This is a genomic window from Solirubrobacter soli DSM 22325 (assembly GCF_000423665.1).
GTDB lineage: Bacteria > Actinomycetota > Thermoleophilia > Solirubrobacterales > Solirubrobacteraceae > Solirubrobacter > Solirubrobacter soli.
On the sequence record NZ_AUIK01000001.1, the window covers coordinates 441,314 to 464,426 of the forward strand.

A 23,113-nucleotide genomic window follows, 5' to 3' on the forward strand; every position below is an offset into this window, starting at 1 on the left:
TGAAACTAACACGCAATGACGAGCGGGATAGGAGTCCGGGAGCTCACGGTCTGCCGCGCCGGGCGCGTCGTGCTGCGCGAGCTGTCCTTCGACGCCCCGCGCGGGAAGGTGCTGGCGCTCGTGGGCGCCTCCGGCGCGGGCAAGAGCACGCTTCTGCGCTGCCTCAACCGGCTCGCCGAACCCGAGTCCGGGACGATCGAGTTGGACGGCGAGGACATCCGCGCCGTGGCGCCCCAGGTGCTGCGCCGCAGGGTCGCCCTGGTCGCGCAGGCGCCGGCGATGCTGCCCGGGACCGTCGCCGACAACCTCGCGTACGCGCTCGACGCGTTGACGGACGAGACGCGCGACGCGGCCCTGGCGGCGTCCGGCCTCGACGAGTCCTTCCTCACGCGCCCCGCGAAGCAGCTCAGCGGCGGCGAGCGGGCCCGGGTCGCGCTCGCGCGGGCGCTGACCCGCGACCCGGACGCGATCCTCCTCGACGAGCCAACCGCGGCCCTGGACCCGGAGACCGCGCACGTCATCGCCCGGACGGTCGCCGCGTTGGCGAAGCGCGACCTCGCCGTGATCGTGGCGACGCACGACATGGCGTTGGCGCAAGAGGTCGCGGACGCGACGCTGCGCCTGAGGCCGGGCGGCGACGCCCCGCCGCCCTCGGCCGCGCCGCCCGCGGGCGCGCCGCGCCTCGCCGACCCGCCGTGCGGCGCCGACGCGCCGCCCGCCGACGGAGCGCCCGGCCGGTGAGCTCCGGGGTCCTCCAGGTCGCGTGTGGCATCGCGTTCGTCGCGCTCGCCGCCGGGCTCGCGTGGCGGCTCGAGCTCGAGCTCACGCGCGAGATCGCCGTCGCCGCGGTGCGGGCGATCGTCCAGCTCACCGCGGTCGGCGCGCTGATCGCGCTCGTCTTCGAGTACGACGCGTTGGCGATCGCCTTCGTCGCCGCGATGGTCACGACCGCTGCGCTGACGAGCGGCGGGCGGATCAAGGGGGTCCCGCAGGCGCGGGCACGGGCGATCGCGGCGATCGGCATCCCCGCGGTCGGTGCCGCGGGCATCCTGATCGCGGTCGGTGCGTTCGAGCCGACGCCGCGCGCCGCGATCCCCACCGCGGGCATCCTGATCGGCGGGGCGATGACCGCCTGCACGCTCACGGGGCGGCGCCTGCTCGAAGGGCTCACCGGCGACGAGGACCTCATCGAGGCCCGGCTCTCGCTCGGCGACCGCATCCGCACAGCGCTCGCCCCGACCGTGCGGCAGGCGATCCGGACCGGGCTCGTTCCGGCGATCGACCAGACCCGCAACGTCGGCATCGTCACGCTGCCGGGGACGTTCGTCGGCCTCGTGCTCGGCGGCGCCTCGCCCGCCGAGGCGGCGCGCATCCAGCTGACCGTGCTGTTGACGCTGCTGGCGGTCGAGCTGCTGGCCGCGACGGCGATCGCGGAGCTGATCGTCCGCACCCGGATCGCTCCCGGCGAGCGGCTGCGCGAAGATGTCGTCGATGTTCGACGGTGACTTCGAGCGTGACGCGGAGCGCTTGACCTCGAAGCTGGACGGCTTCGCGGACGATCCGGACGGGCTGCGCGACGCGTTCCTGGACCGCCACGTCCACACGCTCTACGCGAAGCTCACCGACGACGGCACGAACGGGTTGCGCGCCGACGACCTCGTGTACGCGGCCGCGGAGCTCGTCCCCGGTCTGACGCCGAGCCGCGAGCAGGTCGAGCGCGAGCGCGAGCGGCTGCTGTCCGACCAGGAGGGCTACGAGATCGCCCAGGGCCAACTGCTCGGGCACGTGTTGGCCAACGAGGACGCGGGCCGGCACCTGATCGACGTGATGCTGCGGCCGACGCAGCTCGCGCTCGACCATGCGGAGGCGTTCGCACAGACGGGGGAGGCGGACCTCGGGACCGCGTACGTGAAGCGCGACGGCAACGTCGGCACGGTCGAGCTGCGCAACCCGCGCCACCTCAACGCCGAGGACGACACGACGACCGGCCCGCTCGAATCCGGCATCGACCTGTTGATCCTCGATCCTCAGGTGGAGATCGCGGTGCTGCGCGGCGGCGTCGTCGAGCACCCGCGCTACGCCGGCCGTCGCATCTTCGGCGCCGGCCTGAACCTCACCCACCTCTACCGCGGCCGGCTCTCGTACCTGTTCTTCGCGGTCCGCGACCTCGGCCTCGTCCACAAGGTCTACCGCGGGCTCAGCCGGCCGGAGACGGAGAAGCTGTGGATCGCCGCGGCGGAGACGTACGCGATCGGCGGCGGCTGCCAGCTGTTGCTCGTCGCCGACCACATCCTCGCCGAGGCCGGCTGCCGCTGCACGCTGCCGGCCCGCAACGAGGGGATCATCCCCGGTGCCGCGAACCTGCGGCTCCCGCGCTTCGTCGGCGACCGTCGCGCGCGCCAGGCGATCCTCTCCGACCGCGAGCTCTCGCCCGAGGAGCTGGCCGACGACATCGTGGCGCCCGGCGAGATGGACGCCGCGATCGAGCGCACCGCGGCGCACCTGGCGAGCGCCGGCGCGGTCTCAGGCGTCGCCAACCGGCGCGCGCTGCGGATCGCCCAGGAACCATTGGACCTCTTCCGCACCTACATGGCGACCTACTGCCGCGAGCAGGCCGTGTGCCACTTCAGCCCCGCGCTGATCCGCAACCTCGAGGAGAACTGGCGCGCCCATGAGCGTCAGGATTGAGCATGCGCCCCGCGCCGTGCTCGAGACGCTCCAACTCGAGCGCCTCAGAGAGCTCGTCGCCCGCCTGCGGCGCGTCGGGCGCGACGTGCCGGACATCGAGACCCTCGACGACCTGCGGCAGGTCCCGTTCACCCACAAGGACGACCTGCGCGAGCACTACCCGCTCGGCCTGCTCGCCGTGCCGCGCGACCGGCTGCGCCGCATCCACGCCTCCTCCGGCACCGGCGGCACCCCCACCGTCGTCGCCTACACCGAGCACGACCTCGACGTCTGGTCGAAGGTCATGGCCCGCTGCATGGCGATGGCCGGCATCACCCCGGGCATGGTCGTCCACAACGCCTACGGCTACGGGCTCTTCACCGGCGGCCTCGGCTTCCATCAGGGCGCCGAACGGCTCGGTGCCCTCGTCGTGCCGGTGTCCGGCGGGGTCACCCACCGGCAGGCGACGCTCCTGCGCGACCTCGAGGCGGAGGCGCTCTGCTGCACCCCGTCCTACGCGCTGCACATCGCTCAAGGTCTACGTGAGGCCGGAATCGCGCGTGAAGAGCTCAAGCTGAAAATCGGCATGTTCGGCGCCGAGCCCTGGACCGAGGGGATGCGCGAGCGGCTCGAATCCGAGCTCGGCGTGGTGGCGCTGAACGTCTACGGGCTGTCGGAGATCGTCGGCCCGGGCGTGTCGGCCGAGTGCCCGGAGGGGCGCGACGGCCTCCACGTCCAGGAGGACCACTTCCTCGTCGAGGCGATCGACCCCGACACGGGCGAAGCGGTCGCGGACGGCGTCGAGGGCGAGCTCGTCTTCACGACGCTGACCAAGGAGGCGGTGCCACTGCTGCGCTACCGCACGGGTGACATCGCGTCCTTGACCCACGAGCGCTGCGCGTGCGGCCGGACGTTCGCGCGGATGAGCGCGGTCCGCGGGCGGCGCGACGACATGTTGATCATCCGCGGCGTCAACCTCTATCCCTCGCAGATCGAGCACGTCCTGCTCGGCCAGCCGGGCGTCGCTCCGCACTACCAACTGGTGGTCGAGCGGCCGGAGACGCTGGACGAGATCACCGTCTGCTGCGAGCCCGTCGCCGACGGCGTGAACCCGATCGCCCTCGCCGCGACGATCCAGAAGGCGATCCACGCTCAGATCGGCGTGACCGTGACCGTGCACGTCAAGGCGCCGGGCGAGATCCCCCGCAGCGAGGGCAAGGCGGTGCGCGTCGTCGACCGGCGCGGTCAGCTCGGCGCGTAAGCCGTCAGCAGACGGCGAAGGAAGACCTCGGCGTCGGGCCACTCGAGGTGCGGGCGCACGGCGCGGAGCATCGCGTACCCGTGCAGTGACGACCAGATCAGGATCGCCAGCTCGCACGCCGGCTCGTACCCGAGTGACGGGTTCATCGCCTGCAGCAGCGCGACCACGCCGTCGAGGGCCTGGTCGCGGTTCACGTCGGGGTCCTTGTCCACCGCGGTGCGGCGGGTGGAGAACAAGGTCGCGTAGAGCGCCGGGCGCTCCTCGTAGAACGCGAGGTACGCGCGGCCCATGTTCATCAGCCGCTCGACCGGCGGGCCGTCGATCGACGCCGCGGTCAGCAACTCGCGGTTGAAGGTCTCGAAGCCGGCGTCGACCGCCGCGGCGATCAGCGCGTCGCGGTCCGGGAACTGCAGGTACAACGCGGTCGGGGAGACGCCGGCGCGGGCGGCGATCGCGCGCACCGAGGCGCGATCGGCGTCGCCGACCTCGTTCAGCACCTCCGCCGTGGCGGCCAGCAGCTGCTCGCGCAGCTTGGAGCCTTCGCCTCGCGGGTTGCGGGGACGCGTCGTCACACCCAGAGGTTAGCGATTACTTGACAGTCGTACATGTACTGTTGTTCACTGACGCTCATGCTCTCCGCCCGCCCCAAGCGCACGCTCCTCCTCGTGCTCCTCTTCGTCGTGGTCGCCGGCGTCGTCGGTGGACCGATCGCCGGGTCACTGCAAACCGAGGGCGGGTTCATCGCCACCCAGTCGGGCTCGGCGAAGGCACAGGCCGAGATCGAGGCGGCGACCGGCATGCAGGAGGCGCCCGGCGTCGTCGCCCTGATGAAGGACCCGGGCCAGGCCGCGGCCGTCCGCGCGAAGCTGGCGCGGCAGCCCGGCATCGCGAGCGTCCCGCCGCAACCCGTGCTCAGCCGCGACGGCAAGCAGGCCTACTTCTTCGCCACGCTGACCGCGAAGGCCGACGAGGAGGACGTGATCGCCGGGCTGGAGAACCGGTTCCCTGAAGGCTCCGGCGTGCTGCTCGGCGGCCCGGTGTTCGCGCAGCACCAGATCGGCGACTCGGTGTCCGAGGACCTCGGGCGGGCCGAGATGCTCGCCTTCCCGATCCTCCTGCTGCTCTCGCTGCTGTTCTTCCGCGGTCGTGCCGCCCTTCTCCCCCTCGTGGTCGGCATCACCACCGTGCTCGGCACGTTCCTGGTCCTCACCGTGGTCAACCAGGCGTACCACCTCTCGATCTTCGCGCTGAACCTCGTGATCGGCCTCGGCCTCGGCCTGGCGATCGACTACACGCTGTTCCTCGTCACCCGCTACCGCGAGGAGCTGGCCAAGGACAACCCGGACGCCATCCGGACGACGGTCAAGACCGCGGGACGCACGGTCGGCTTCAGCGCCGTCACGGTCGCGCTCGCCCTGATCACACTCACCGTCTTCCCGCTCGGCTTCCTGAAGTCGATGGGGATCGCGGGCGCGGCCGTCAGCATCGTCGCCGGCTCCTCCGCGCTCGTGATCGCGCCCGCGATCTTCGCGATCTGGGGTCGCAAGCTCGCCGTGAAGCCCCGCGGGCGTTCCGGCGGCTGGTATCGGCTGGCCCACGGCGTCATGCGGCACCCGCTCCCGATCGCGCTCGCCACCGGCGCGCTGATGCTCGTGATGGCCCTGCCCGCGTTGCGCGCGGTGTGGACGCCGGTCGACTCGAGCGTGATCCCGAAGGGCCAGACCGCGCGCACGGTCGTCGACACCGTCGATCGCGAGTTCGCGGGCGGCCAGGGCGACTACCCGATCACGATCGTCACCGAGCCCGGCAAGGTGCAGGCGATCAGCGCGCGTGTCGAGCAGCTGGCGGGCGTGCGCAGCGTGAGCGAGCCGCGCGCGCTGAACGCGACCACGAGCCAGATCGACGTGCTCGCCAAGGGCGACCCGATGGGCGAGACCGCGCGCGACCTCGTCGGCGACATCCGCGACGTCTCGGGCGGCGCGCTCGTCGGCGGCGCGGCGGCCGCGTTCGTCGACCAGCAGGCCGCGATCGCCGACAGCCTCCCGCTCGCGGTCGCGCTCCTCGTCGGCCTGACGATGCTCGTGCTGTGGCTGATGACCGGCTCGGTCGTCCTCCCGATCAAGGCGATCGTGATGAACGCGCTGACCGTCGGCGCCTCGCTCGGCATCCTCACGCTCGTCTTCCAGGACGGCCGCTTCGAGGGCCTGCTCGGCTACACCGGCAACGGCGGCGTCGAGCCGACCGACTTCCTCGTCGCCGCCGCGCTCGTCTTCGCGCTCTCGACCGACTACGGCGTCTTCCTGCTCGGGCGCATCAAGGAGGCGCGCGACAGCGGGCTGCCGGACCGCGAGGCCGTGGCGGTCGGCGTCGAGCGCACCGGCGCGGTCGTGACCGCCGCGGCGATCCTGCTCGCGGTCGCGATCGGCGCCTTCATCACCTCGTCGATCTCGTTCATCCAGCAGATCGGCGTCGCCACCGCCGCCGGCGTGCTGATCGACGCGTTCATCGTCCGGGCCCTGCTCGTCCCCTCGCTGATGGCCCTGCTCGGGCGCTGGAACTGGTGGGCGCCGCGTCCACTGCGCAGCCTGCACGCCCGCGTGGGGCTGCGCGAGGAGGTCGCGACAACCTAAAGGGGTCAGGCCCCTTTAACTGCTACGCCGTCGACGAGCGTCACGGCGCGGATGATCCCGCCGCCCGGGTGGACCTGTTTGGCCAAGGCGGCGGGGACGGTGGGCGAGCGGTCCTTCCAGCCGAGCAGCAGCTCGTCGTAGGCGGGGAGATCGACACGCGGGACGGGGCCGTCCTCCACGAGGCACGGCCCCGGCTCGCGGCAGTCGCGCTTGGGCAGGCCGGACCAGTAGGCGAGGTCGTCCCGCGAAGCTCCGTGGTGGCAGGCGCCGTAGCGGCGGGCGAGCTCGTCGAGCGCCGCGTCGCGGTCGATCTCGCGCGGTGCCCAGGGGATGAAGCGCCGCTCGACGTCCTGCACGACGTGCCCCTGCATCGCCGCGCGGGCGAGCAGGTGAACGAAGCCCTGGCCCTCGACCCCGAGCTCGGCCTTCAGCTCCGCGCGCGTCGCCGGCACGCGCGCGACGATGCGCGCCACGTACGCGTCGGGGTCCGTGACACCGAGCTGCTTCAGCCGGCGCACGTTCGTCGCCTCCATCCGCGGCGCGAACAACGGGTGCAGCCACTCGAGGTCATCCGCCGACACGAGGTGCAGCGTCTGGCGCATCAGCCACGTGATGCGCATCCCGTCATCCAGTGCGCCGCCGCGGACCGCCAACGCACGCTCCGGCGTCCGCAGGTCCTGCGCCTGGACGGCCAGCAGGTGGCGCAGGACATCGCCGCCGGGCGCGTGCAGCCACTGGCCGCGCGCCCGCAGCGTCGCCTCACTCACCCGCGTCGAAGGCCGCGACGACGCGCTTGGCCGCCTGCAGCCGCCACGCGTCCTCGACCAACTCGGCGAGCATCTCCGCCGCCACCATGTCCAGCCGCACGAGCACGACCGGGTAGTTCGCGTAGTGCGGCGTCACGAAGAACGTGTCCGGCTCGCCCTTGAGCAGCGCGTCGCGGTCGGCCATGTCGATCACGCGCATGACCAGCGCGTCGGGGTTGGTCCGCATCCGGCACATGAACTTGTCGCGCACCTTCAAAGAGGGCGTCCCATACGACGTCCCCTCGACGACGCCGGGGAATCGCGCGCCGATCTCGACGACGTCCTTCCACTCAGGCATCGGCGGGGCGGGGGCGGTTGCGGACCGGGGCGTGGGAACGGCGGTAGACGAGCAGGGTGCGTTTGAAGCTGATCACGACGGTACCGTCCTGGTTGTATCCGCGCGTGCGGACCGTGACGACGCCGACATTTTCGCGGGACTTGGAGTCGCGCACCTCGAGCACCTCGGACTCGGAGTAGATCGTGTCGCCCTCGAAGACCGGGGCGGGGAGGCGGACCTCGTCCCAGCCGAGGTTGGCCATCACGTTCTGGGAGACGTCGGTGACGCTCTGGCCGGTGACGAGCGCGAGCGTGAACGTGGAGTCGACCAGCGGGCGGCCCCACTCGGTCTGCGCCGCGTAGTGGGCGTCGAAGTGCAGGTCCGCGGTGTTCTGGGTCAGCAGGGTGAACCAGGAGTTGTCGACGGGCAGGACGGTTCGTCCGAGCGGGTGCTCGTAGACGTCGCCGACCTCGAAGTCCTCGAAGAACCGCCCCGTCCAGCCGGGCTTGATCATGCGCGGAGCGTACCCTCGTCGTCATGGGCGACCTCGAGCAGCTGACGAAGGTGGTCGACGTGCGCGGGAAGACCGTCGTCGACATCGGCTGCGGTGACGGCGCCTTCGTGCGCGCGCTGGCGACCGCGGGTGCGGAAGCGATCGGCATCGAGGTTTCCGAGGACGCCGTCGCCCGCGCCCGCGAACGCGACCCGGCGCATCGCTACGAGCTCGGCGGGGCGGAGCGGCTCCCGTTCGAGGACGCGTCGATCGACGTCGCCACGCTGATGCGCAGCCTGCACCACGTGCCCGACCCGGCGAGGGCGTTCCCGGAGCTCGCGCGTGTGGTGCGCGGGCATGTGTGGATCGCCGAGCCGCTGCCCGAGGGCGAGTTCTTCGAGCTCCTGCGGCCGGTCGACGACGAGACCGAGGTGCGGGCGAACGCGCAGCGCGCGATCGCCGAGCAGGACCGCTTCGACCGCGTCGAGACGATCGAGTACGACGTCTGGCTCAGGCTTCCCGCGTTCGAAGCGTTCCGGGACATGGTGCTCTCGGCCGACCCCACCCGCGCCGAGCGCTGGGCGGCGCACGAGGGGGACCTGCGGGCGCGGTTCGCGCCGGGCGACTTCCTGATCCCGATGCGCGCCGACCTGCTGCGGATCACCAGCCGATGAGGACCAACTCGCCGGTGCGCTCGAGCGAGCGAGCGTCGATCCGGCCGTCCGCCAGCTCCGCGGCGACGTCGGCCTCCTCGCCCGCCAGCAGGCGGTCGACGAGCCGGCGGTCGCCATGCCCGGGCAGCTTCGTCTGCCCGACGTAGCAGACGCGCTCCGGTGCGCCGAGGCGTTCGAGCAGGTCTTCGGCGATCGCGAGGATGGCCCGCGTGCGCTCCGGGTCCGAGCGGGTGAGCCGGCGGGCGGCCGCGACGTCGCAGCCGAACAGGCGCGCGATCGTCCGCTCCTCCGGTGCCGCGGCGGCGAACTCCTCCGCGGCGGCGAGCACCGCGTCGCTCTCGCCCGCCTCGATCAACTCGAGCGGGGTCTGGGAGAGCATCATCGGGTCGCCGATCGGATACGAGCGGCGCTCGTGGGTGAGCCACTCGCGCGCGTCACCCGGCGAGAGCCCGCAGCCGAGCAGCGTGCCCGCGATCGCATCCGCGACCTCGCGCGACGCTCCGGCGGCCACCAGCCGCCCCGCGACCGCGGACGTCCCGAATCTCAAGAGTCTCATCCACGACTCATGGTACGGCCAAGGGCGCCGGCGCTCACGCGCCGGCGCCCCCCAATCCGCTAGGGAGCCAGCTGACGAATACCGATTCGCCCGCGCCGGCACATCCGCAGCGCCTCGCGCCAGCCACGCTGCTCACGTGGCAGAGCCACGCATCGCGAGCGCGGCCGGCCCGACGCACTGGCGGCTGCACCAGCGCGGTCGGACCGACCATTCGCCAACTGACTCCTAGGGAGTCGTCGCTGACAGGGTGAAGGTCAGCGTCTTGCCGTATGCGCCGGTCAGCAGCGAGTCCGCCGCCGCGACCGGTTGCTTGAACTCGAGCGTCACCGGGCGGGCGCCGACCGGTGTGCTCCAGCTCTTGATCGCCAGCGCCGCGCCGGTCGAGCTCAGGGGCGCGAACGCTCCGTCATCCGCCCGGACCTGGAGCGACTGTGGCATCACCGCGGTGCCATTGACCAGATGGCCCGTGGCCGTGGCCGAGGGGTCGCGGACGGACAGCGCGGCGGCCGTGGCGCTCGACGTCACCGTCGCGGCCACGGAGCCCGTGTAGTCCTTCGTGACCCCCGGCATGAACGTGCCGAGGCTGGGTGCCGTGCCGATCGTCAGCGCGAGCACGCCGGGCACGTTGCCACCGACGTTGACTGAAACGTCGGTTCCGCCGCCCGACGGCGGCGCCACACCGCACGCCGCCGACGGCAGCACCCCTGCCGCGATCTCGATGCCCGCCCCGATGTGGGACAGGATGCCGGCCTCCTGGAACGAGGCCTGCGTGTGGCCGAGGCCGGTGTAGAACGAGCGACCGCCGTCGTAGCGCTGGCACCACGAGATCGGGTGGTCGTCGTCGACGCCGTCCGACCCGTCGTTCTCCGCGTACGTCGACTCGTCCATCTTCAGCAGGACGTGCACGCCCGGGGTGTTGCGCGGGCTGTAGTCGTCGCCGTTCGCGTTGCTCGGCGCCTTGTAGTTGTACCACTCGTCCACGCGGCTCCAGCGGGCCGGGAGACCGGCCGTCGACGGGTCCGTCGTGTCCTCCGCGACGACCGTCGCGGTGGGCGTCCCGTCCGGGTGGTTGCGGAAATACGCGCCCACCAGGTTGCCGTACCAGCGCCAGTCGTACTCGCCGTCGGCGGCCGCGTGGATGCCCACGTAGCCGTTGCCGGCGCGGATGAAGCGCTCGAACGCCGCCTGCTGGGTGTCGTTGAGCGTGTCACCGGTCGTGGAGACGAAGATCACGACCTTGTAGTGCGAGAGGACCGCGTCGGTGAACAGCGACGCGTCCTCGGTGGCATCGACCTGCCAGTTCTTCTGCGTGCCCAGCGTCTGGATCGCGGCGACGCCCGCCGGGATCGAGTCGTGCCGGAAGCCCGCCGTCTTGGAGAAGACGAGCGCGCGCAGCTTCTTCGTCGAGTCATCCGCGGCCAGCACCTGCACCGGGATGTCGCGCGTGGCGGTCCCGCCCTTGCCGTCCGACACGGTCAGCTTGATCGTGCGGTTGCCGGCGGTGGTGTACGTCGTCGAGGCGGTCGCCCCGGTCGCGTCCGCGGTCCCGTTGCCGTCGTAGTCCCACGAGTACGTGAGCGCATCGCCGTTGGCGTCCGTGGCCGCGGCGCTCAGCGCCACCTGCAGCGGGGCGAAGCCCGCGGTCGGCGTCGCGGTCGCCGACGTGATCACCGGGTTGGTGTTCGTCGGGCCGCTGCAGCCGGTCGCGCCGTTGACCTTGAAGTAGTCGAAGGTCGCGGTCCCGCCCGCGCCGTCGACGCCGGCCGTGTAGAGGCCGAACTTCATGTCCGCGGTCGGGTTGGTGATGCCGGTGCCGACGGCCTGCCAGGTCGTGCCGTTGAAGGACGCCTCGGCGGTGTAGGTCGTGCCGGACTTGGTCATCCGCAGCCAGATCCCGGTCACGCCCGTGGGCACGTCGAGGTTGGGCTGCGGGCTCGTCACGGTTCCGGCGACCTTCGAGCGGTTCTCGATCCGGTTGATCCGGGTGTTGGTCCCGTCGGAGATCGCGTTGAACTTGACGTAGTTGTTGTCGTCCTGCCAGATCAGGATGCCCGCCTGGCGGAACTGGCCCACGAACGTCCACGCCGAGAGCTTGGTCTCGAGCACGTAGTCCGGGGAGGTGTGGTCGGCCGTCTGCAGGAAGTAGTTCTTGTTCCCGCCCGCGACGTCGGCCTGGACCATGGTGGCGGTCAGCCCGCCGTTCTCGACCTTGTAGAGCGAGGTGTCCTCGCGCTGGATCGCGTTCCAGCGGGTCTTGTCCAGCGACGTGCCGGTGAACTCGTCACCGGGGCCGCCGGAGCCGGAGCCCGGGGTGGTGAGCGTGAACCAGTCGAACTCGGACGTGACGGTGTTCGCCGCCGCGTTGCCGAGGGCGAATATGCCCACGCGGACGTTGCCGGCCGGCAGGTTGGCGGGCTGGCCGACGAGCGTCCACGTCGTGCCGTCCGTCGACTGGTAGCCGCGGATCTGGGTGCCGTCGGACTCGATCTTCATGAAGAAGTCCTGCGGGTAGCTGGCACCCAGCGCCCCGCCCGAGTCCGCCGACGTGTTGCGCGGCGTGCCGGCGACCTCGTTGATGAACTCGAAGTGCTCGGTGACGGCGCTGGTCGGCTGGTTGTCGGCCAGGCGATCGAACTTCGTGTAGTTGTCGTCGTCGCCGTAGACGATCAGGCCCGCCTGGTGGTACTGGCGGTTGCCGGCGTGCTTGACCTTCGCCGTGATCGTGAACGGGCCGGACGGAGCCGTCCGCAGGACGATGTTCTTGGCGTTGTTGTCGCCGCCGTAGACGTCGCCGGTCGCGGTCGGGATCTTCAGCGTCCCGCCCGAGACGACGAGGCCCTGGTCGCGGCGTACGACCTCCCAGCCGGTGCCGAGGTCGGTGCCGTCGAAGTCGTCGCGGTAGTTGGTGCCGCAGCCCGCGGGCGCGCTCACCTTGATCGCGAACGTCTTCGTGGTGGTGCCGCCTTGGCCGTCGGTGACGGTCAGCGTGGCCGTGTAGTTGCCCTGGTTGGCGTACGTGTAGGTCGGCGAGGGCTGCGTCGACGTGTCCGTCGTCGTGCCGGGGACGCCGAAGTCCCACGCGTAGCTCAAGGTCCCGCCGTCCGGATCGGTGGCGGTCGAGGTGAACACCACCGGGAGCGGCGCGGCGCCGGTCAGCGGCGCAGCGGAAGCCGTCACGTCAGGCGCGGCCGTCTGCGCGGCGCCCCTGCCGACGAAGTCGACCCAGTTGATGTTCAGCAGCGAGGCCGTCTGGCCCGGGTTGCGGGTGATCATGAACAGCTCGTGCGTGCCCGCCGGCACCCCGGTCAAAGGCAGCGAGACGTTCTTGTACGTCTGCCAGTTGCCGGTGGGCGTGATCATCGCCGTCTTGCCCAGCAGCGGACCGGTCGGCGAGTCGTAGCGCAGCTCGATCGTGCCGCCCGGGCCGGCGGAGGCGACACGGAAGCGCGCCTCGGTGATGTCGGTCAGGTTGAACGGCTTGTAGGACGTGTAGTCGCCGTCCTCGATGAAGCCGATGTTCAGCCCGCCGCCCTCGGTGTCACTCGTCGTCTCCGTCTGCACGCCCGCGGTCCCGCCGGTCGTGCCGTCCGCGGTGCGGCCGGTGGAGGCGAAGAACTCCGCCTGCTTCTGCTTGGGCTGCAGGATCGCCTCGGCGCGCCCGGTGAGCGGGACGATGCCGCCCGGGCCGCCCTTGTCGGTGTAGGCCACGGAGATGACGGTGAACGTGTTGGCCTCCGGACCGTGGCCCGCGGCCAGGCCGCTGTTCAAGGTCCCCTCGCACCCCGTCGCGGACGCCAGGTCGTGCGCATGCTCGTCGTGGCCGAGCGAGATCTTGACCGTGATGCCCGAGCAGTTGATGCCCGCGCCGGTCGTGCCGTCCTCCGGATCGGTGACGGTGACCTTGTACGGGATCTTGTCCGTGAAGGATGCGAGCTTGCCGTTGAGCGGCGTGTCGATCGTGACCGTCGGGGCGCGGTTGCCGACCGAGATCAGGATGTTCTCGACGGCGGTCAGCCCGGTCTGGTCCTTGACGGTCAGCTTGGCCGTGTAGGCGCCGTTGGACGTGTACGTGTAGGACGGGTTGGCCGCGGTCGAGTCGACCGTGCCGTCGCCGTTGAAGTCCCACGCGTAGGTGATCGGGCCACCCTCGGGGTCGCTCGAGCCGGTCGACGTGAAGTTGACCGCCAGCGGGGCGAGCCCTGAAGTGACCGACGCCTCGGCGTTGGCGATCGGGGCCTTGTCGCCGGCGACGTAGTCGATCCGGTAGACGCCCGAGTCTGCGTTGTCGCCGCCGAAGCCGGAGCCCCACTCGATGACGTAGAGGGCGCCGTCAGGACCGAAGTCGAGGTCCATCGGCCGCTTGTAGCCGGTGCCGAGCGCGAAGGCGCTGACCTTCGTCATGGCGCCGTTGGCATCGAGGTCGGCGTTCTTGATCCAGCCGTTGTTCCACTCGGCGATGAACCACTTGTTGTCGTAGTACGCCGGGAACTTGCGATCGCTGTCCAGCGTCGGGTCGAAGTGGTAGCGCGGGCCGCCCATCGGCGCGCCGCCGGTGCCCAGGTCCGGGCGGAAGCGGGCGTCGGTGTCGCTGAAGCCCATCCAGGCGGTCGCCGGGCGGGCGGGCGGGAGGTTGGTCAGGCCGGTGTTGTTCGGCGAGGTGTTGACCGGGTTGTTGCAGTCGAACTTCGCGCCCGAGGTCTGGGTGGCGAAGTCGTAGTCGTTGTACGCGGTGTTCTCGCGGATGCAGTACGGCCACCCATAGTTGCCCGCGCTCGGGAGGACGTTGTACTCGACCGAGCCCTGCGGGCCGCGGTTGGCGTTCGTCGTCCCGGCGTCGGGGCCGTAGTCGGCGCTCAGCACCCACCCGGTGGTCTGGTCGACCGTGAAGCGGAACGGGTTGCGGAAGCCCATGCCGTAGATCTCCGGCCGGGTCTTGTTGGTGGCGTCCGCGGCCTCGTCGAAGAGGTTGCCCGTCGGGATCGTGTACGTCGTCCCCGGTCCGGGAGAGCCGAGCGGGATCTCCATCGGCTTGATCCGCAGGATCTTGCCGTTGAGGTCGTTGGTGTTGGCGGAGGTGCGCTGCGCGTCCCACGCGGAGCGGCCGGTGGTCTCGTCGATCGGGTTGTAGCCGCCCGAGTCGAACGGATTGGTGTTGTCACCGGTCGAGATGAACAGGCTGCCGTCCGGGCCGAAGTACAGCGAGCCCGAGGAGTGGCAGCACTGCCCACGCTGGTGCTGGAAGGTCAGGATCCGCTGCTCCGAGCTGAGGTCGAGCGTGTCGCCGTTGACCTTGAAGCGCGCGATCACCTGCGTGTTCGTGTTGTCCGGCAGCAGCGAGTAGAAGAGGTACACCCACTTGCTGAACGCGAAGTCCGGAGCCAGCTGCAGGCCGAGCAGGCCGTTCTCCTGGCTGCGCGTGACCGGTACGGTGCCGGCGGTCACGGTCTGGCGGGTGTCGGGCTTGAAGATCATCAGGCGCCCGTCGCGCTCGATGTAGAAGACACGCCCATCCGGGGCGACGTCCAGCTCCATCGGATTCTGCGTGTTGTCATCCAGCGTGACCTTCTGGAAGTCGCCCGCGGCCGGCGTCTGCGCCGCCGCGGTCGAGCTCCAGATCAGACACGCCAAGGCCGCCGCGAGAGCGGCCAGGAGCGATCGCATCGTGATCTCCTTACGGCGTCGTGGTGGTGAGCGAGAACGTGAGCGTCTTGCCGTACGCGCCCGTGTGCAGGCCGTCAGTGGCATCGACGTGTTGCTTGAAGCCGATCGACACCGTGTCGAGCGACTTGGGGCCGCTGTAGGTCAGCAGCGTTGCCGGCAGGGTCGCGAACGCTCCGCCTTGCGCCTGCACCTGAAGCGCCTGCGGCATCACGTAGCTGCCCTGCGTCAGGTGACCGGGGGCGGTCGTGCTCGGGTCGGACACGCTCAACGCCGCGTCAGGGGTGGACGTGGTGACCGTGGCAGTCAGCGACGCCGTGTAGTCCTTCGTCACCCCGGGCGCGAAGGTGCCGAGGTTGGCGTTGGCGCTCGAGAGGCTGAGCGAGAGCACGCGCGGCACCGTGCCGCCGATCGGCACCTGCTGCGAGACGCCCTCCGTGAACGCCAGCTCCTGCCAGCGCGCGCGGTCGGTCGCGCTGAGCACCTTCGGGAACATCGCGGTGCGGTCGAGCTCGGCGCTGATGCGCTGGCCCCCGCCCTGGTCGGCGCCGAAGCGGATCTCGGCCGGCGCGCAGCCGTTGATGCCGAGGTCCGGCAGCGTGCTGCCGCCGATCCGCGTGCCGTCGACGTAGACGTCGACGTTGCCGTCTCGCCCGGCGGTGATCACCAGGTTGATGAAGCGGCCGGTGGGCGGGACCGCGTTGGTCGTGATGCCGCGGCCGGACGTGATCATGCGAACCTGGCCGGTGGGCGTGAGGTCGATCAGGAAGCCGACGTCATCGCCGCCGCTGGCGGTCTTCCAGTCCCAGATCCGGCGATAGGTGGTGCCGGCGTTGATCTTCACGTCGGCCGCCCAGGTCGCTTCTCTGAGGAAGCCAAGCGTCGTGGCCGGCGTGCGCAGGTAGCGCGGACCGGAGATGTCGGCGCTGGTGCCGGTCGGGCCGGTCGCGAGGTACGCGGCAGCGCCGCCGCCGAAGACCGCGTCGCGCATGAAGCTCGACTTGTCGGTGATCGTGTTGCCGGAGGTCGCGTCCCACGCGAACAGCGGCGACTGGCTCGGGATCGGGCACGGCGTCGGCGGCTCGTAGCCGGCCGGGTCGATGCCGATCTTGACGTTGCTCTGGGCGAGGTGGCGGACGGCCGTGTTGGCGACGCCGGTCAACTGGGCCTTCGGCTGCGCGCTCGTGGGCGCGGACGGCTTCTGGATCAGGTACATGCCGTTCGCGGCGGCCGGGATCGTGAACGTCGCGGCGTTGGTGGTCGCGACGACGACGGTCGTGCCGTCATCGCCCTTGACCACCTGGGCGTCGCTGCCCGGCCACGGGTTCTTGACCCGGATGTCACGCGCCGTGGGGCCGTTGACGACGGCCGCGGTCGTGATGACGCCGTCCTGGACCTGGACGTGCACCTTGCTGCGGTGCTGCAACGACACGGTCCCTTCGGCGTTCCAGCCGGGCGGGACGGCGGGGGCGATCCGCAGCAGGCCGTCGAAGTCCTGCGCGAGCGCCTCGTTGAGCGCAAGCGCGACGATCCCGACCTGCTCGTCGTAGACGTTGGTCAGGTTGCCCGCGCCGAGGTTGGAGAGCCCGTTGCTGTAGAGCTGGTAGCTGTTGACGGAGGCGCGCAGGCGCTGCGCCACCTCGACCCCGTTGCCCAGGCGCGCGGCGTGGACCGGGTCGTACGTCCAGTCGTTGGCGTTGACGTAGCGCCGGTTGGCGTAGGTGACCTTCGAGAGCTCGAAGTCCGCCGGCGTCTGATCGGAGATCAGGTTGTAGGGGAACAGCGGCTCGAGGTCGAGGTTCTCGACGTTGTTGAACGCGAGGTTCGGCGTCGAGCTGAAGCCGAAGACGGTCTGGTTGTTGCGGGTGGTGCGGGGGAAGTCGAGCAGCTTCGGGATCGCCGCCTGCAGCTGCGTCACCAGGGTCGCGTCCTGTCCGAGCAGCTGCGCCGCCTCGATGACGACCGGGAACAGCGACTTCATCGCCGCGATGTCGGTGATCGGGTCGGTCGCGTCCCACTGCGTCTCGTGGGCGTTCGAGGGCGACGTGTGCAGCTTGCCGTCGGCGCCCTCCTTCGCATAGGCGAGCAGGAAGCGCGCCGCGTCGGCCATCAGCGGGTAGTTGCGCTCGAGGAACGTCCGGTCGTCGGTGGCGAGGTACTGGCGCCAGATGTTCAGGCCGACCTCGGCGCCCGTCGTCAGGTTGCGCTTGTTCCAGGACGGCTCGCCGCCCTCGAGGCAGCTCGGGTTGCCCTCGTCGGTGCCCGTGTACCAGCCGGTGCCGTCGAAGCGCATCGTCTCCGGCACGCAGACGCCGGGGCGCAGGCCCATCCGCAGCGACGTCCAGCTGCGGATGCTGTCGAGGTTGTCGCGGTAGAGGCGGAAGCGCGGCTGGTTGAAGTCCGCGTTGCCGGCGCCGAGGTTGGCCGCCAGCTGCATGCGCAGGTTCCAGAACCAGTAGTGGCCGCCGCCCCAGGACTGCGAGTCGCGGGAGAAGTTGAACAGCGGGTTGGTGCCCGCCTGGCTCGTCGGGAAGGTGCCGCGCTCGGACGCGCCCTCGATGTAGAGGAACAGCGTGCGGAGGTTCTCCATGTAGTCCGCGGTGCCGTCGGACGACGTGAGCTTCATCAGCCCGACCTTGTTCCAGTAGTCGTGCCACCACTGCAGATGAGCGGCGCGCAGGGCGGTCGTGGTCGCGGTCGCGTCGGTGCCGATCAGGGTCGCGGCCGTCGCCTGCGCGTCACCGCCGGCCCACGTGGGGCTGGCGACGATCACGCGGAACGTGCCGTCCGCGTTGGGCTTGAAGGAGACCTCGGCGGTGCGGGCGTCGACGACCGTCGCCGTGACGTTCTGGCCGCCGGCGGTCACCGCGGCGAGGCTGCCGAAGGTCTTGCCGGTGCCGCCCGTGGCGCTGCCGGTGTCGACCCAGGTCTCGGCGAGGCGCGCGATGCCACCGTTCGCGCCGGCCGTGGGGTTGCGGCCGTTCTGGAGGCTGATACGCGCGGTCTGCGTGCTGTTCGGGTCCGCGCCCGTGACATCGATGACGAGCTCGTCCTTGTCGGCGCGCACGTACGTGGTCGCGGTCATGCCACCGCCCTGCTGGCGGTAGATCGCGTCGTAGAGGTCGACGGACGCCGAGTAGTCGCTCGCGCTCGTCAGCGCCTGCAGGCCGGGGATCGTCACCTGGCCCGGGCTGCGGCGCGTCGGCCACGTGTCCGTGCGGTTGATCTGCGCCGTGAAGCCGTTCGCGGCCCACACCGCGGCGCCCATCTGGCCGTTGCCGACCGGCATCAGCTGCGACGCCTGCGTCGGCGGCGACCCGACCACGATGTTCGCCCGCTTGACGACGTTCGGCACGTCGACCTGGAACTGGTTGCCGATCCACGCGGTGGACGGCGCCGCCTCTGCGGCCGGCGCAGCGGCGATCAACGCCGTCAGCGCAGCGATCAGCCACGCCGCTACGCGGCGATGGCTCCTCTCCCCCGACATCAGTATCTCCTCGTTTGAACCGTTTGACCGGCCGCGCAACTATTGCGGCAAGTTTTCATGAAGTCAAGCGATTCACCCGATGTTTCCTTCCGAATTCGTTTTCGGACGGGTGTTAACGCCGGTATGTTGCGCAGAGATCGGAGGAGTTCAGCTTGAGCGTTACGCAAGAAGCGATCAACAAGATCAAGGCGATGATCATCGACGGGGAGCTCGGGCCAGGTGCCCGCCTGCCGAAGGAAGCCGACCTGGCCGAGCAGCTCGGCCTGTCCCGCAACTCGCTCCGCGAGGCTGTACGGGCGCTCACGCTGATTCGCATCCTCGAAACGAGGCAGGGCGACGGCACCTATGTGACATCGCTCGAACCATCGGTTCTGCTCGAAACGATGACCTTCGTGGCCGACTTCCACCAGGACGGATCACTCCTGCACGTCTTTCAGGTGCGACGCATCCTCGAGGCCGCCGCGACCGCCCTCGCGGCCCAGTTGATCACCGACCACGAACTCGAGGTTCTCGACGAACTGGTCGGAGGTATGGACGCCTGCGGGACCGTGGAGGCCTTCGTCGAGAACGATCTGGCGTTCCACAGGACGATCGCACTCGCGTCCCGCAACCCCGTCCTGGCGTCGCTGATCGAGAGCTTCTCCTCGCGCACGTCACGCGCGCGCGTCTGGAGGGGGATCACGCAGGCGGGCGCGATCGACCAGACCAAGACCGACCACCGCGCGATCTACGACGCGCTCCGCCACCACCGCCCTGACCTCGCAAGCGGGCTGGCGATCGCCCACATCGGCGCGGTCGAGTCCTGGTTCGAGCAGACGCTCTCGGAGAGCGAGCCGCCCGAGCGAGCCGCGGCATAGTCCCCGTAGGATCCTCAGATGCTCCTGGAGCGCGACGACGAGCTCTCAGTGCTGCGCACGCTCGTCGCCGCGGCGGCGAAGGGGGCGTCGGGACTGCTCGTGATCGAAGGGCCCGCGGGGATCGGCAAGACGCGGCTGCTCGCCGAGGTGCGACGCGAGGCGGGCGTGCGGGTTCTCACCGCGCGCGGCGGCGAGCTCGAACAGGGGCTGGCGTTCGGGGTCGTCCGCCAGCTCTTTGAGAGGGCGGACGCACCGCTGGAAGGCGGCGCGGCGGCGGCGCGCGAGGTCTTCGACGGGCCCGCGGGCGGGGTCGGCCGCGAGGACGTCTCGTTCGCGATCCTGCACGCGCTCTACCGGCTGACCGTCGAACTCGCCGAGGAGGCGCCGCTGCTGCTCCTCGTTGACGATCTCCAGTGGTGCGACGAGCCGTCGTTGCGGTGGCTCTGTTACCTCGTGCGCCGTCTCGACGGGTTGCGCGTGACCGTCGTGTGCGGCGTCCGCCCGTTCGAGCGTCACGCGCACGCCCATCTGATCGGTGAGATCGCCCATGACCCGCTCGCCGTCACGCTGCACCCGCAGCCGTTGAGCGAGCGCGCGAGCGCCGCACTGCTGGATGAGGGGGCCGACGCGACCTTCACGCGCGCGTGCCACGCGGCGACCCGCGGGAACCCGCTGTTGCTGGTCGAGCTCGCGAAGGCGCTGCGCGCCGAAGGCATCCCGCCCGACGCCGCGCACGTCGCGGCCGTCGACACGCTCGCACCGCGCGCCGTCTCGCGCGCGGTGCTCGTACGGATCGCCCGGCTGAGCGCCGGCGCGGCGGCGGTGGCGCGCGCGACGGCGGTGCTCGGTGACGCTGCGGCGCTGCCGCTCGTCGCCGCGCTCGCGGGCCTCGACGACGCCTCGGCGGCCGCGGCGGCCGGGGAGTTGGTCAGGGCCGAGGTGTTCGCCGACGAGTCCGCGTTGGCGTTCGTGCACCCGCTCATCCGCGCCGCGGTCTACGAGGACATCCCGGTGCACGAGCGCGCACTCGCCCACGAGCGGGCCGCGCAGCTGCTGCGCGCCCGCGCGGCCTCCCCCGGCTCGCTCGCGACGCAACTCGTGCACGCCCCCGCGCGGGGGGAGCCGTGGGTGGTCGAGGCCCTTGCCGAGGCCGCACGCGCGGCGCAGCGCGCCGGGGCGGCCGCGAGCGCCTCGGCCTACCTCGACCGCGCGCTCGCCGAACCGCCGCCTGAGGAGCTGCGCGCGCAGGTCCTGCTCGCCCTCGCGGGCGCCGAGAAGGGGCACGATCTCGCCCGCGCGAACGAGCACCTGCGCGATGCGATTGCCCTGATCGACGACCCGCTCGCCCGCGGCCTGCCCACGCTCCAACTCGCCCGCGGCCTCGCGATGAGCCGCCGCGCGGACGACGCGGTCGCGCTCGCCCGCAGCGCGGCCGCCGAGCTCCCGCCCGAAGCCGAGCTGCTGCTCGCGGCGTTCGAGGCACTCGAGCTGACGGCGCCGCTGCTCGGGGGGAGCGAGCCGGTCGCGCCGGAACGGTTCGCCCGCCACCGCCGCCTGCCGCTCGCTCCCGGACGGGGCGCAAAGCTGCTCGCGGCGATCGCCGCGCACCAGTGGGCGTACGGCGGCGGCTCGGCCGCCGAGTGCGCCCCGCTGGCGCTCGCCGCGCTGGACGGCTGGGAGCTGATCCGGGGCGACAACCTCGTCCTCTCGGTCGCCGCGATCCTGGTGCTCGTCATGGCCGATCGCGAGGAGGCGCTCGACGGGTGGGAGGCGCTGCTCGCCGCCGCGCACGCCCGCGGATCGATCGCGTACCAGGCGGCCGCGAGCACCTACGGCGGGTACACGCTCCTGCGACACGGCGAGCTCGGCGACGCCGAGGCCTCGTTCCGCGACGCGACGGAGGCCCGAACGCTCTGGAACCTCGGGGACGAAGGACGGCTCGAGGTCGCCGCCTGGCTGGCCGGCATCCGGCGCGAGCGTGGCGACCTGGCCGGCGCTCGGCGCGAGCTCGAGACGGTGGCGCCGCGAGGCGACGTCTCGCACGGGGACCGTTACTGGCACGGCGCGCACGTCGAGCAGCTGCTCGCCGAGGAGCGCCACGAGGAGGCGCTGACCGTCGCCGGCGAAGCCGCGCAGCGGTTCGCCCACCTGCGCCCGATCGACACGCCGTTCCGCGCCCACCAGGCCGTCGCGCTGCAGCAGCTCGGCCGACGCGAGGAAGCGCTGAACCTGGCGGAGGAGGAGCTCGGCGCGGCCCGTGAGTGGGGCGCGCCGTCGATCGTGGCGCGGGCGCTGCGCGTGCTCGGAACGATCGAGCAGAGCCCGGAGCGGTTGCAGGAGGCGGTGGAGGTCGCGGAGCGTTCCCCGGCGCGGCTCGAGCACGCGAAGGCGCTGGCGGCGCTCGGCGGCGCGCTGCGAGCCGCCCGCCGGCCGTCCGACGCCCGCGACCCGCTGCGGCGGGCGCTGGAACTCGCCGAGCCGCGTGGCGCGGACGCCCTCGCCGCCCGCGTGCGTAGCGAGCTCTACGCCGCCGGCGGCCGGCCGCGCACCACCGCGCTCCGCGGCCCCGAGGCGCTCACCCCGTCGGAGCGCCGCGTCGCCGAGCGGGCGGCCGCCGGCCAGACCAACCGCGCGATCGCCGAAGCGCTGTTCGTCACGCCCAAGACGGTCGAGCTGCACCTCCGCAACGCCTACCGCAAGCTCGGCGCGAAGAGCCGCCGCGACCTCGACGAGCTGCTGGCAAACCCCAGGGTTCCCGCCTAGAGCGCGTAGAGTCTCGCCGCGATGGGTGAACCGCAGGCGATCCTGACCCCGATCACCGAGGCCGCGATCTTCCTCGTGCTGGTCGTCGACCGCGAGGACGCCGTGCTCGACCTGCTGCCCGACGTCGCCGGGCTCAAGCGCTCCGTCGGGTTCCGGGCGCCGGAAGCCGGGCTGACGTGCGTCACCGGCATCGGCGCGGAGCTCTGGAGTCGGCTGTTCGGCGTGGCGAAGCCGGCGGGGCTGCATCCGTTCAAGGCGTTCAGCGGCGCGCATCACGCTCCCGCCACCCCGGGCGACCTGCTGTTCCACATCCGCGCCCGCCGGCTCGACCTCTGCTTCGAGCTCGCACAGCTGTTGTGCGAGCGCCTCGACGGCGCAGCCCGCGTGGTCGACGAGGTGCACGGTTTCCGCTCCTTCGACGATCGCGACCTGCTCGGGTTCGTCGACGGCACCGAGAACCCGGAGGGGTCCGGCGCGGACGACGCGGTGCTGATCGGCGACGAGGACGCCGCGTTCGCCGGCGGCAGCTACGTGATCGTGCAGAAGTACGTGCACGACCTCAAGACGTGGAACGCGCTCCCGGTCGAGGCGCAGGAGCAGGCGGTCGGGCGCACCAAGCTCAACGACGTCGAGCTCGCGGAGAAGGCGGCGAACTCGCATGTCGCGCTGAACACGATCGTCGACGACGACGGCGAGGAGCGGCAGATCGTCCGCTTCAACATGCCGTTCGGCCGCGTCGGCGCGGGCGAGTTCGGCACCTACTTCATCGGGTACGCGCGCACCCCGGACGTGATCGAGCTGATGCTCGAGCACATGTTCGTCGGCAACCCGCCCGGAACCACCGACCGCCTGCTGGACTTCTCGACCGCGCTCACCGGCACGCTCTTCTTCGTCCCCACGGCGGACTTCCTGGATGACCCACCGACACGCGAGCCGCCGCCCGAAGGCGACGGCTCGTTGTCGATCGGCAGCCTGCGCTAGGTG

General features: G+C 71.3%; 16 protein-coding genes. 9 read left to right on the forward strand and 7 right to left on the reverse strand.

Features of this window, described 5'->3' with window-relative positions:
• Nucleotides 1-15: 15 nt before the first annotated feature.
• The 4 genes from G569_RS44890 to G569_RS0102160 are packed head-to-tail and all read left to right on the forward strand — an operon-like array spanning nucleotide 16 to nucleotide 3,928.
• Nucleotides 16-741 carry an ABC transporter ATP-binding protein gene (locus G569_RS44890; RefSeq protein WP_053225715.1) on the forward strand — a complete coding sequence of 242 codons (726 nt, stop codon included), beginning with the start codon at nucleotides 16-18 and terminating at the stop codon, nucleotides 739-741.
• Nucleotides 738-1,505 carry an ABC transporter permease gene (locus G569_RS44895; RefSeq protein WP_064750252.1) on the forward strand — a complete coding sequence of 256 codons (768 nt, stop codon included), beginning with the start codon at nucleotides 738-740 and terminating at the stop codon, nucleotides 1,503-1,505. Before G569_RS44890 ends, G569_RS44895 begins: the two co-directional genes overlap by 4 nt.
• On the forward strand, nucleotides 1,492-2,688 hold the full coding sequence (locus tag G569_RS44900) for an enoyl-CoA hydratase/isomerase family protein (RefSeq protein ID WP_157591763.1): 1,197 nt from the start codon (nucleotides 1,492-1,494) through the stop codon (nucleotides 2,686-2,688). Before G569_RS44895 ends, G569_RS44900 begins: the two co-directional genes overlap by 14 nt.
• Nucleotides 2,672-3,928, forward strand: a complete 1,257-nt coding sequence (locus G569_RS0102160) for a phenylacetate--CoA ligase family protein (protein WP_028062189.1) — start codon at nucleotides 2,672-2,674, stop codon at nucleotides 3,926-3,928. Before G569_RS44900 ends, G569_RS0102160 begins: the two co-directional genes overlap by 17 nt.
• Here the strand turns inward: G569_RS0102160 and G569_RS0102165 are convergent.
• Entirely contained in the window at nucleotides 3,913-4,500 is a 588-nt protein-coding gene (locus G569_RS0102165; protein ID WP_028062190.1) for a TetR/AcrR family transcriptional regulator, read from the reverse strand. The genes G569_RS0102160 and G569_RS0102165 overlap by 16 nt on opposite strands.
• Before the next feature lie 57 nt (nucleotides 4,501-4,557).
• Here G569_RS0102165 and G569_RS44905 point away from each other — a divergent pair, with 57 nt between their 5' ends.
• Entirely contained in the window at nucleotides 4,558-6,558 is a 2,001-nt protein-coding gene (locus G569_RS44905; RefSeq protein ID WP_037494201.1) for an MMPL family transporter, read from the forward strand.
• 5 nt (nucleotides 6,559-6,563) lie between these two features.
• Here the strand turns inward: G569_RS44905 and G569_RS57060 are convergent, their stop codons facing one another.
• Genes G569_RS57060 through G569_RS0102185 form a run of 3 tightly spaced genes read right to left on the reverse strand, consistent with a single transcriptional unit; the run spans nucleotide 6,564 to nucleotide 8,155 of the window.
• On the reverse strand, nucleotides 6,564-7,325 hold the full coding sequence (locus G569_RS57060; protein ID WP_028062191.1) for a DNA glycosylase AlkZ-like family protein: 762 nt from the start codon (nucleotides 7,323-7,325) through the stop codon (nucleotides 6,564-6,566).
• Nucleotides 7,318-7,662: an MmcQ/YjbR family DNA-binding protein gene (locus G569_RS0102180; RefSeq protein ID WP_028062192.1), complete on the reverse strand. Its 345-nt coding sequence runs from the start codon at nucleotides 7,660-7,662 to the stop codon at nucleotides 7,318-7,320. Before G569_RS0102180 ends, G569_RS57060 begins: the two co-directional genes overlap by 8 nt.
• Complete coding sequence (locus G569_RS0102185; RefSeq protein ID WP_028062193.1) at nucleotides 7,655-8,155, reverse strand: MaoC family dehydratase; 501 nt, start codon at nucleotides 8,153-8,155, stop codon at nucleotides 7,655-7,657. Before G569_RS0102185 ends, G569_RS0102180 begins: the two co-directional genes overlap by 8 nt.
• A gap of 23 nt (nucleotides 8,156-8,178) precedes the next feature.
• Here G569_RS0102185 and G569_RS44915 point away from each other — a divergent pair, with 23 nt between their 5' ends.
• On the forward strand, nucleotides 8,179-8,808 hold the full coding sequence (locus G569_RS44915) for a class I SAM-dependent methyltransferase (protein WP_053225718.1): 630 nt from the start codon (nucleotides 8,179-8,181) through the stop codon (nucleotides 8,806-8,808).
• Here G569_RS44915 and G569_RS0102195 read toward each other — a convergent pair.
• The 3 genes from G569_RS0102195 to G569_RS57065 all read right to left on the reverse strand — a co-directional run bounded on the left by G569_RS0102195 (nucleotide 8,795) and on the right by G569_RS57065 (nucleotide 18,509).
• Nucleotides 8,795-9,364, reverse strand: a complete 570-nt coding sequence (locus G569_RS0102195; protein WP_157591764.1) for a hypothetical protein — start codon at nucleotides 9,362-9,364, stop codon at nucleotides 8,795-8,797. The genes G569_RS44915 and G569_RS0102195 overlap by 14 nt on opposite strands.
• A gap of 225 nt (nucleotides 9,365-9,589) precedes the next feature.
• Nucleotides 9,590-15,025, reverse strand: a complete 5,436-nt coding sequence (locus G569_RS44920) for a ThuA domain-containing protein (protein ID WP_053225719.1) — start codon at nucleotides 15,023-15,025, stop codon at nucleotides 9,590-9,592.
• A gap of 10 nt (nucleotides 15,026-15,035) precedes the next feature.
• Nucleotides 15,036-18,509 (reverse strand): glycosyl hydrolase family 95 catalytic domain-containing protein, encoded by a 3,474-nt coding sequence (locus G569_RS57065; RefSeq protein ID WP_053225720.1) that lies wholly within the window; start codon nucleotides 18,507-18,509, stop codon nucleotides 15,036-15,038.
• Between the two features lie 152 nt (nucleotides 18,510-18,661).
• Between G569_RS57065 and G569_RS0102210 the strand changes: the two genes are divergently transcribed.
• The 3 genes from G569_RS0102210 to G569_RS0102220 are packed head-to-tail and all read left to right on the forward strand — an operon-like array spanning nucleotide 18,662 to nucleotide 23,110.
• Nucleotides 18,662-19,366, forward strand: coding sequence for a FadR/GntR family transcriptional regulator (locus G569_RS0102210; protein WP_028062195.1), 705 nt, complete (start codon nucleotides 18,662-18,664; stop codon nucleotides 19,364-19,366).
• Nucleotides 19,367-19,384: 18 nt separating this feature from the next.
• Nucleotides 19,385-22,129 (forward strand): ATP-binding protein, encoded by a 2,745-nt coding sequence (locus G569_RS44930; protein WP_053225721.1) that lies wholly within the window; start codon nucleotides 19,385-19,387, stop codon nucleotides 22,127-22,129.
• Between the two features lie 21 nt (nucleotides 22,130-22,150).
• Nucleotides 22,151-23,110: a Dyp-type peroxidase gene (locus G569_RS0102220; RefSeq protein ID WP_028062196.1), complete on the forward strand. Its 960-nt coding sequence runs from the start codon at nucleotides 22,151-22,153 to the stop codon at nucleotides 23,108-23,110.
• Nucleotides 23,111-23,113: the final 3 nt, after the last annotated feature.

What these genes read in the sequence shown, in the direction of transcription:
- G569_RS44900 (WP_157591763.1), top strand. Translation starts at nt 1,492, where the DNA reads ATGTTCGACGGTGACTTCGAGCGTGACGCGGAGCGCTTGACCTCGAAG.
- G569_RS0102220 (WP_028062196.1), top strand. Translation starts at nt 22,151, where the DNA reads ATGGGTGAACCGCAGGCGATCCTGACCCCGATCACCGAGGCCGCGATC.
- G569_RS44920 (WP_053225719.1), bottom strand. Translation starts at nt 15,025, where the DNA reads ATGCGATCGCTCCTGGCCGCTCTCGCGGCGGCCTTGGCGTGTCTGATC.
- G569_RS0102185 (WP_028062193.1), bottom strand. Translation starts at nt 8,155, where the DNA reads ATGATCAAGCCCGGCTGGACGGGGCGGTTCTTCGAGGACTTCGAGGTC.
- G569_RS44905 (WP_037494201.1), top strand. Translation starts at nt 4,558, where the DNA reads ATGCTCTCCGCCCGCCCCAAGCGCACGCTCCTCCTCGTGCTCCTCTTC.
- G569_RS44915 (WP_053225718.1), top strand. Translation starts at nt 8,179, where the DNA reads ATGGGCGACCTCGAGCAGCTGACGAAGGTGGTCGACGTGCGCGGGAAG.
- G569_RS0102180 (WP_028062192.1), bottom strand. Translation starts at nt 7,662, where the DNA reads ATGCCTGAGTGGAAGGACGTCGTCGAGATCGGCGCGCGATTCCCCGGC.
- G569_RS0102160 (WP_028062189.1), top strand. Translation starts at nt 2,672, where the DNA reads ATGAGCGTCAGGATTGAGCATGCGCCCCGCGCCGTGCTCGAGACGCTC.
- G569_RS44930 (WP_053225721.1), top strand. Translation starts at nt 19,385, where the DNA reads ATGCTCCTGGAGCGCGACGACGAGCTCTCAGTGCTGCGCACGCTCGTC.
- G569_RS57065 (WP_053225720.1), bottom strand. Translation starts at nt 18,509, where the DNA reads ATGTCGGGGGAGAGGAGCCATCGCCGCGTAGCGGCGTGGCTGATCGCT.
- G569_RS0102195 (WP_157591764.1), bottom strand. Translation starts at nt 9,364, where the DNA reads ATGAGACTCTTGAGATTCGGGACGTCCGCGGTCGCGGGGCGGCTGGTG.
- G569_RS44890 (WP_053225715.1), top strand. Translation starts at nt 16, where the DNA reads ATGACGAGCGGGATAGGAGTCCGGGAGCTCACGGTCTGCCGCGCCGGG.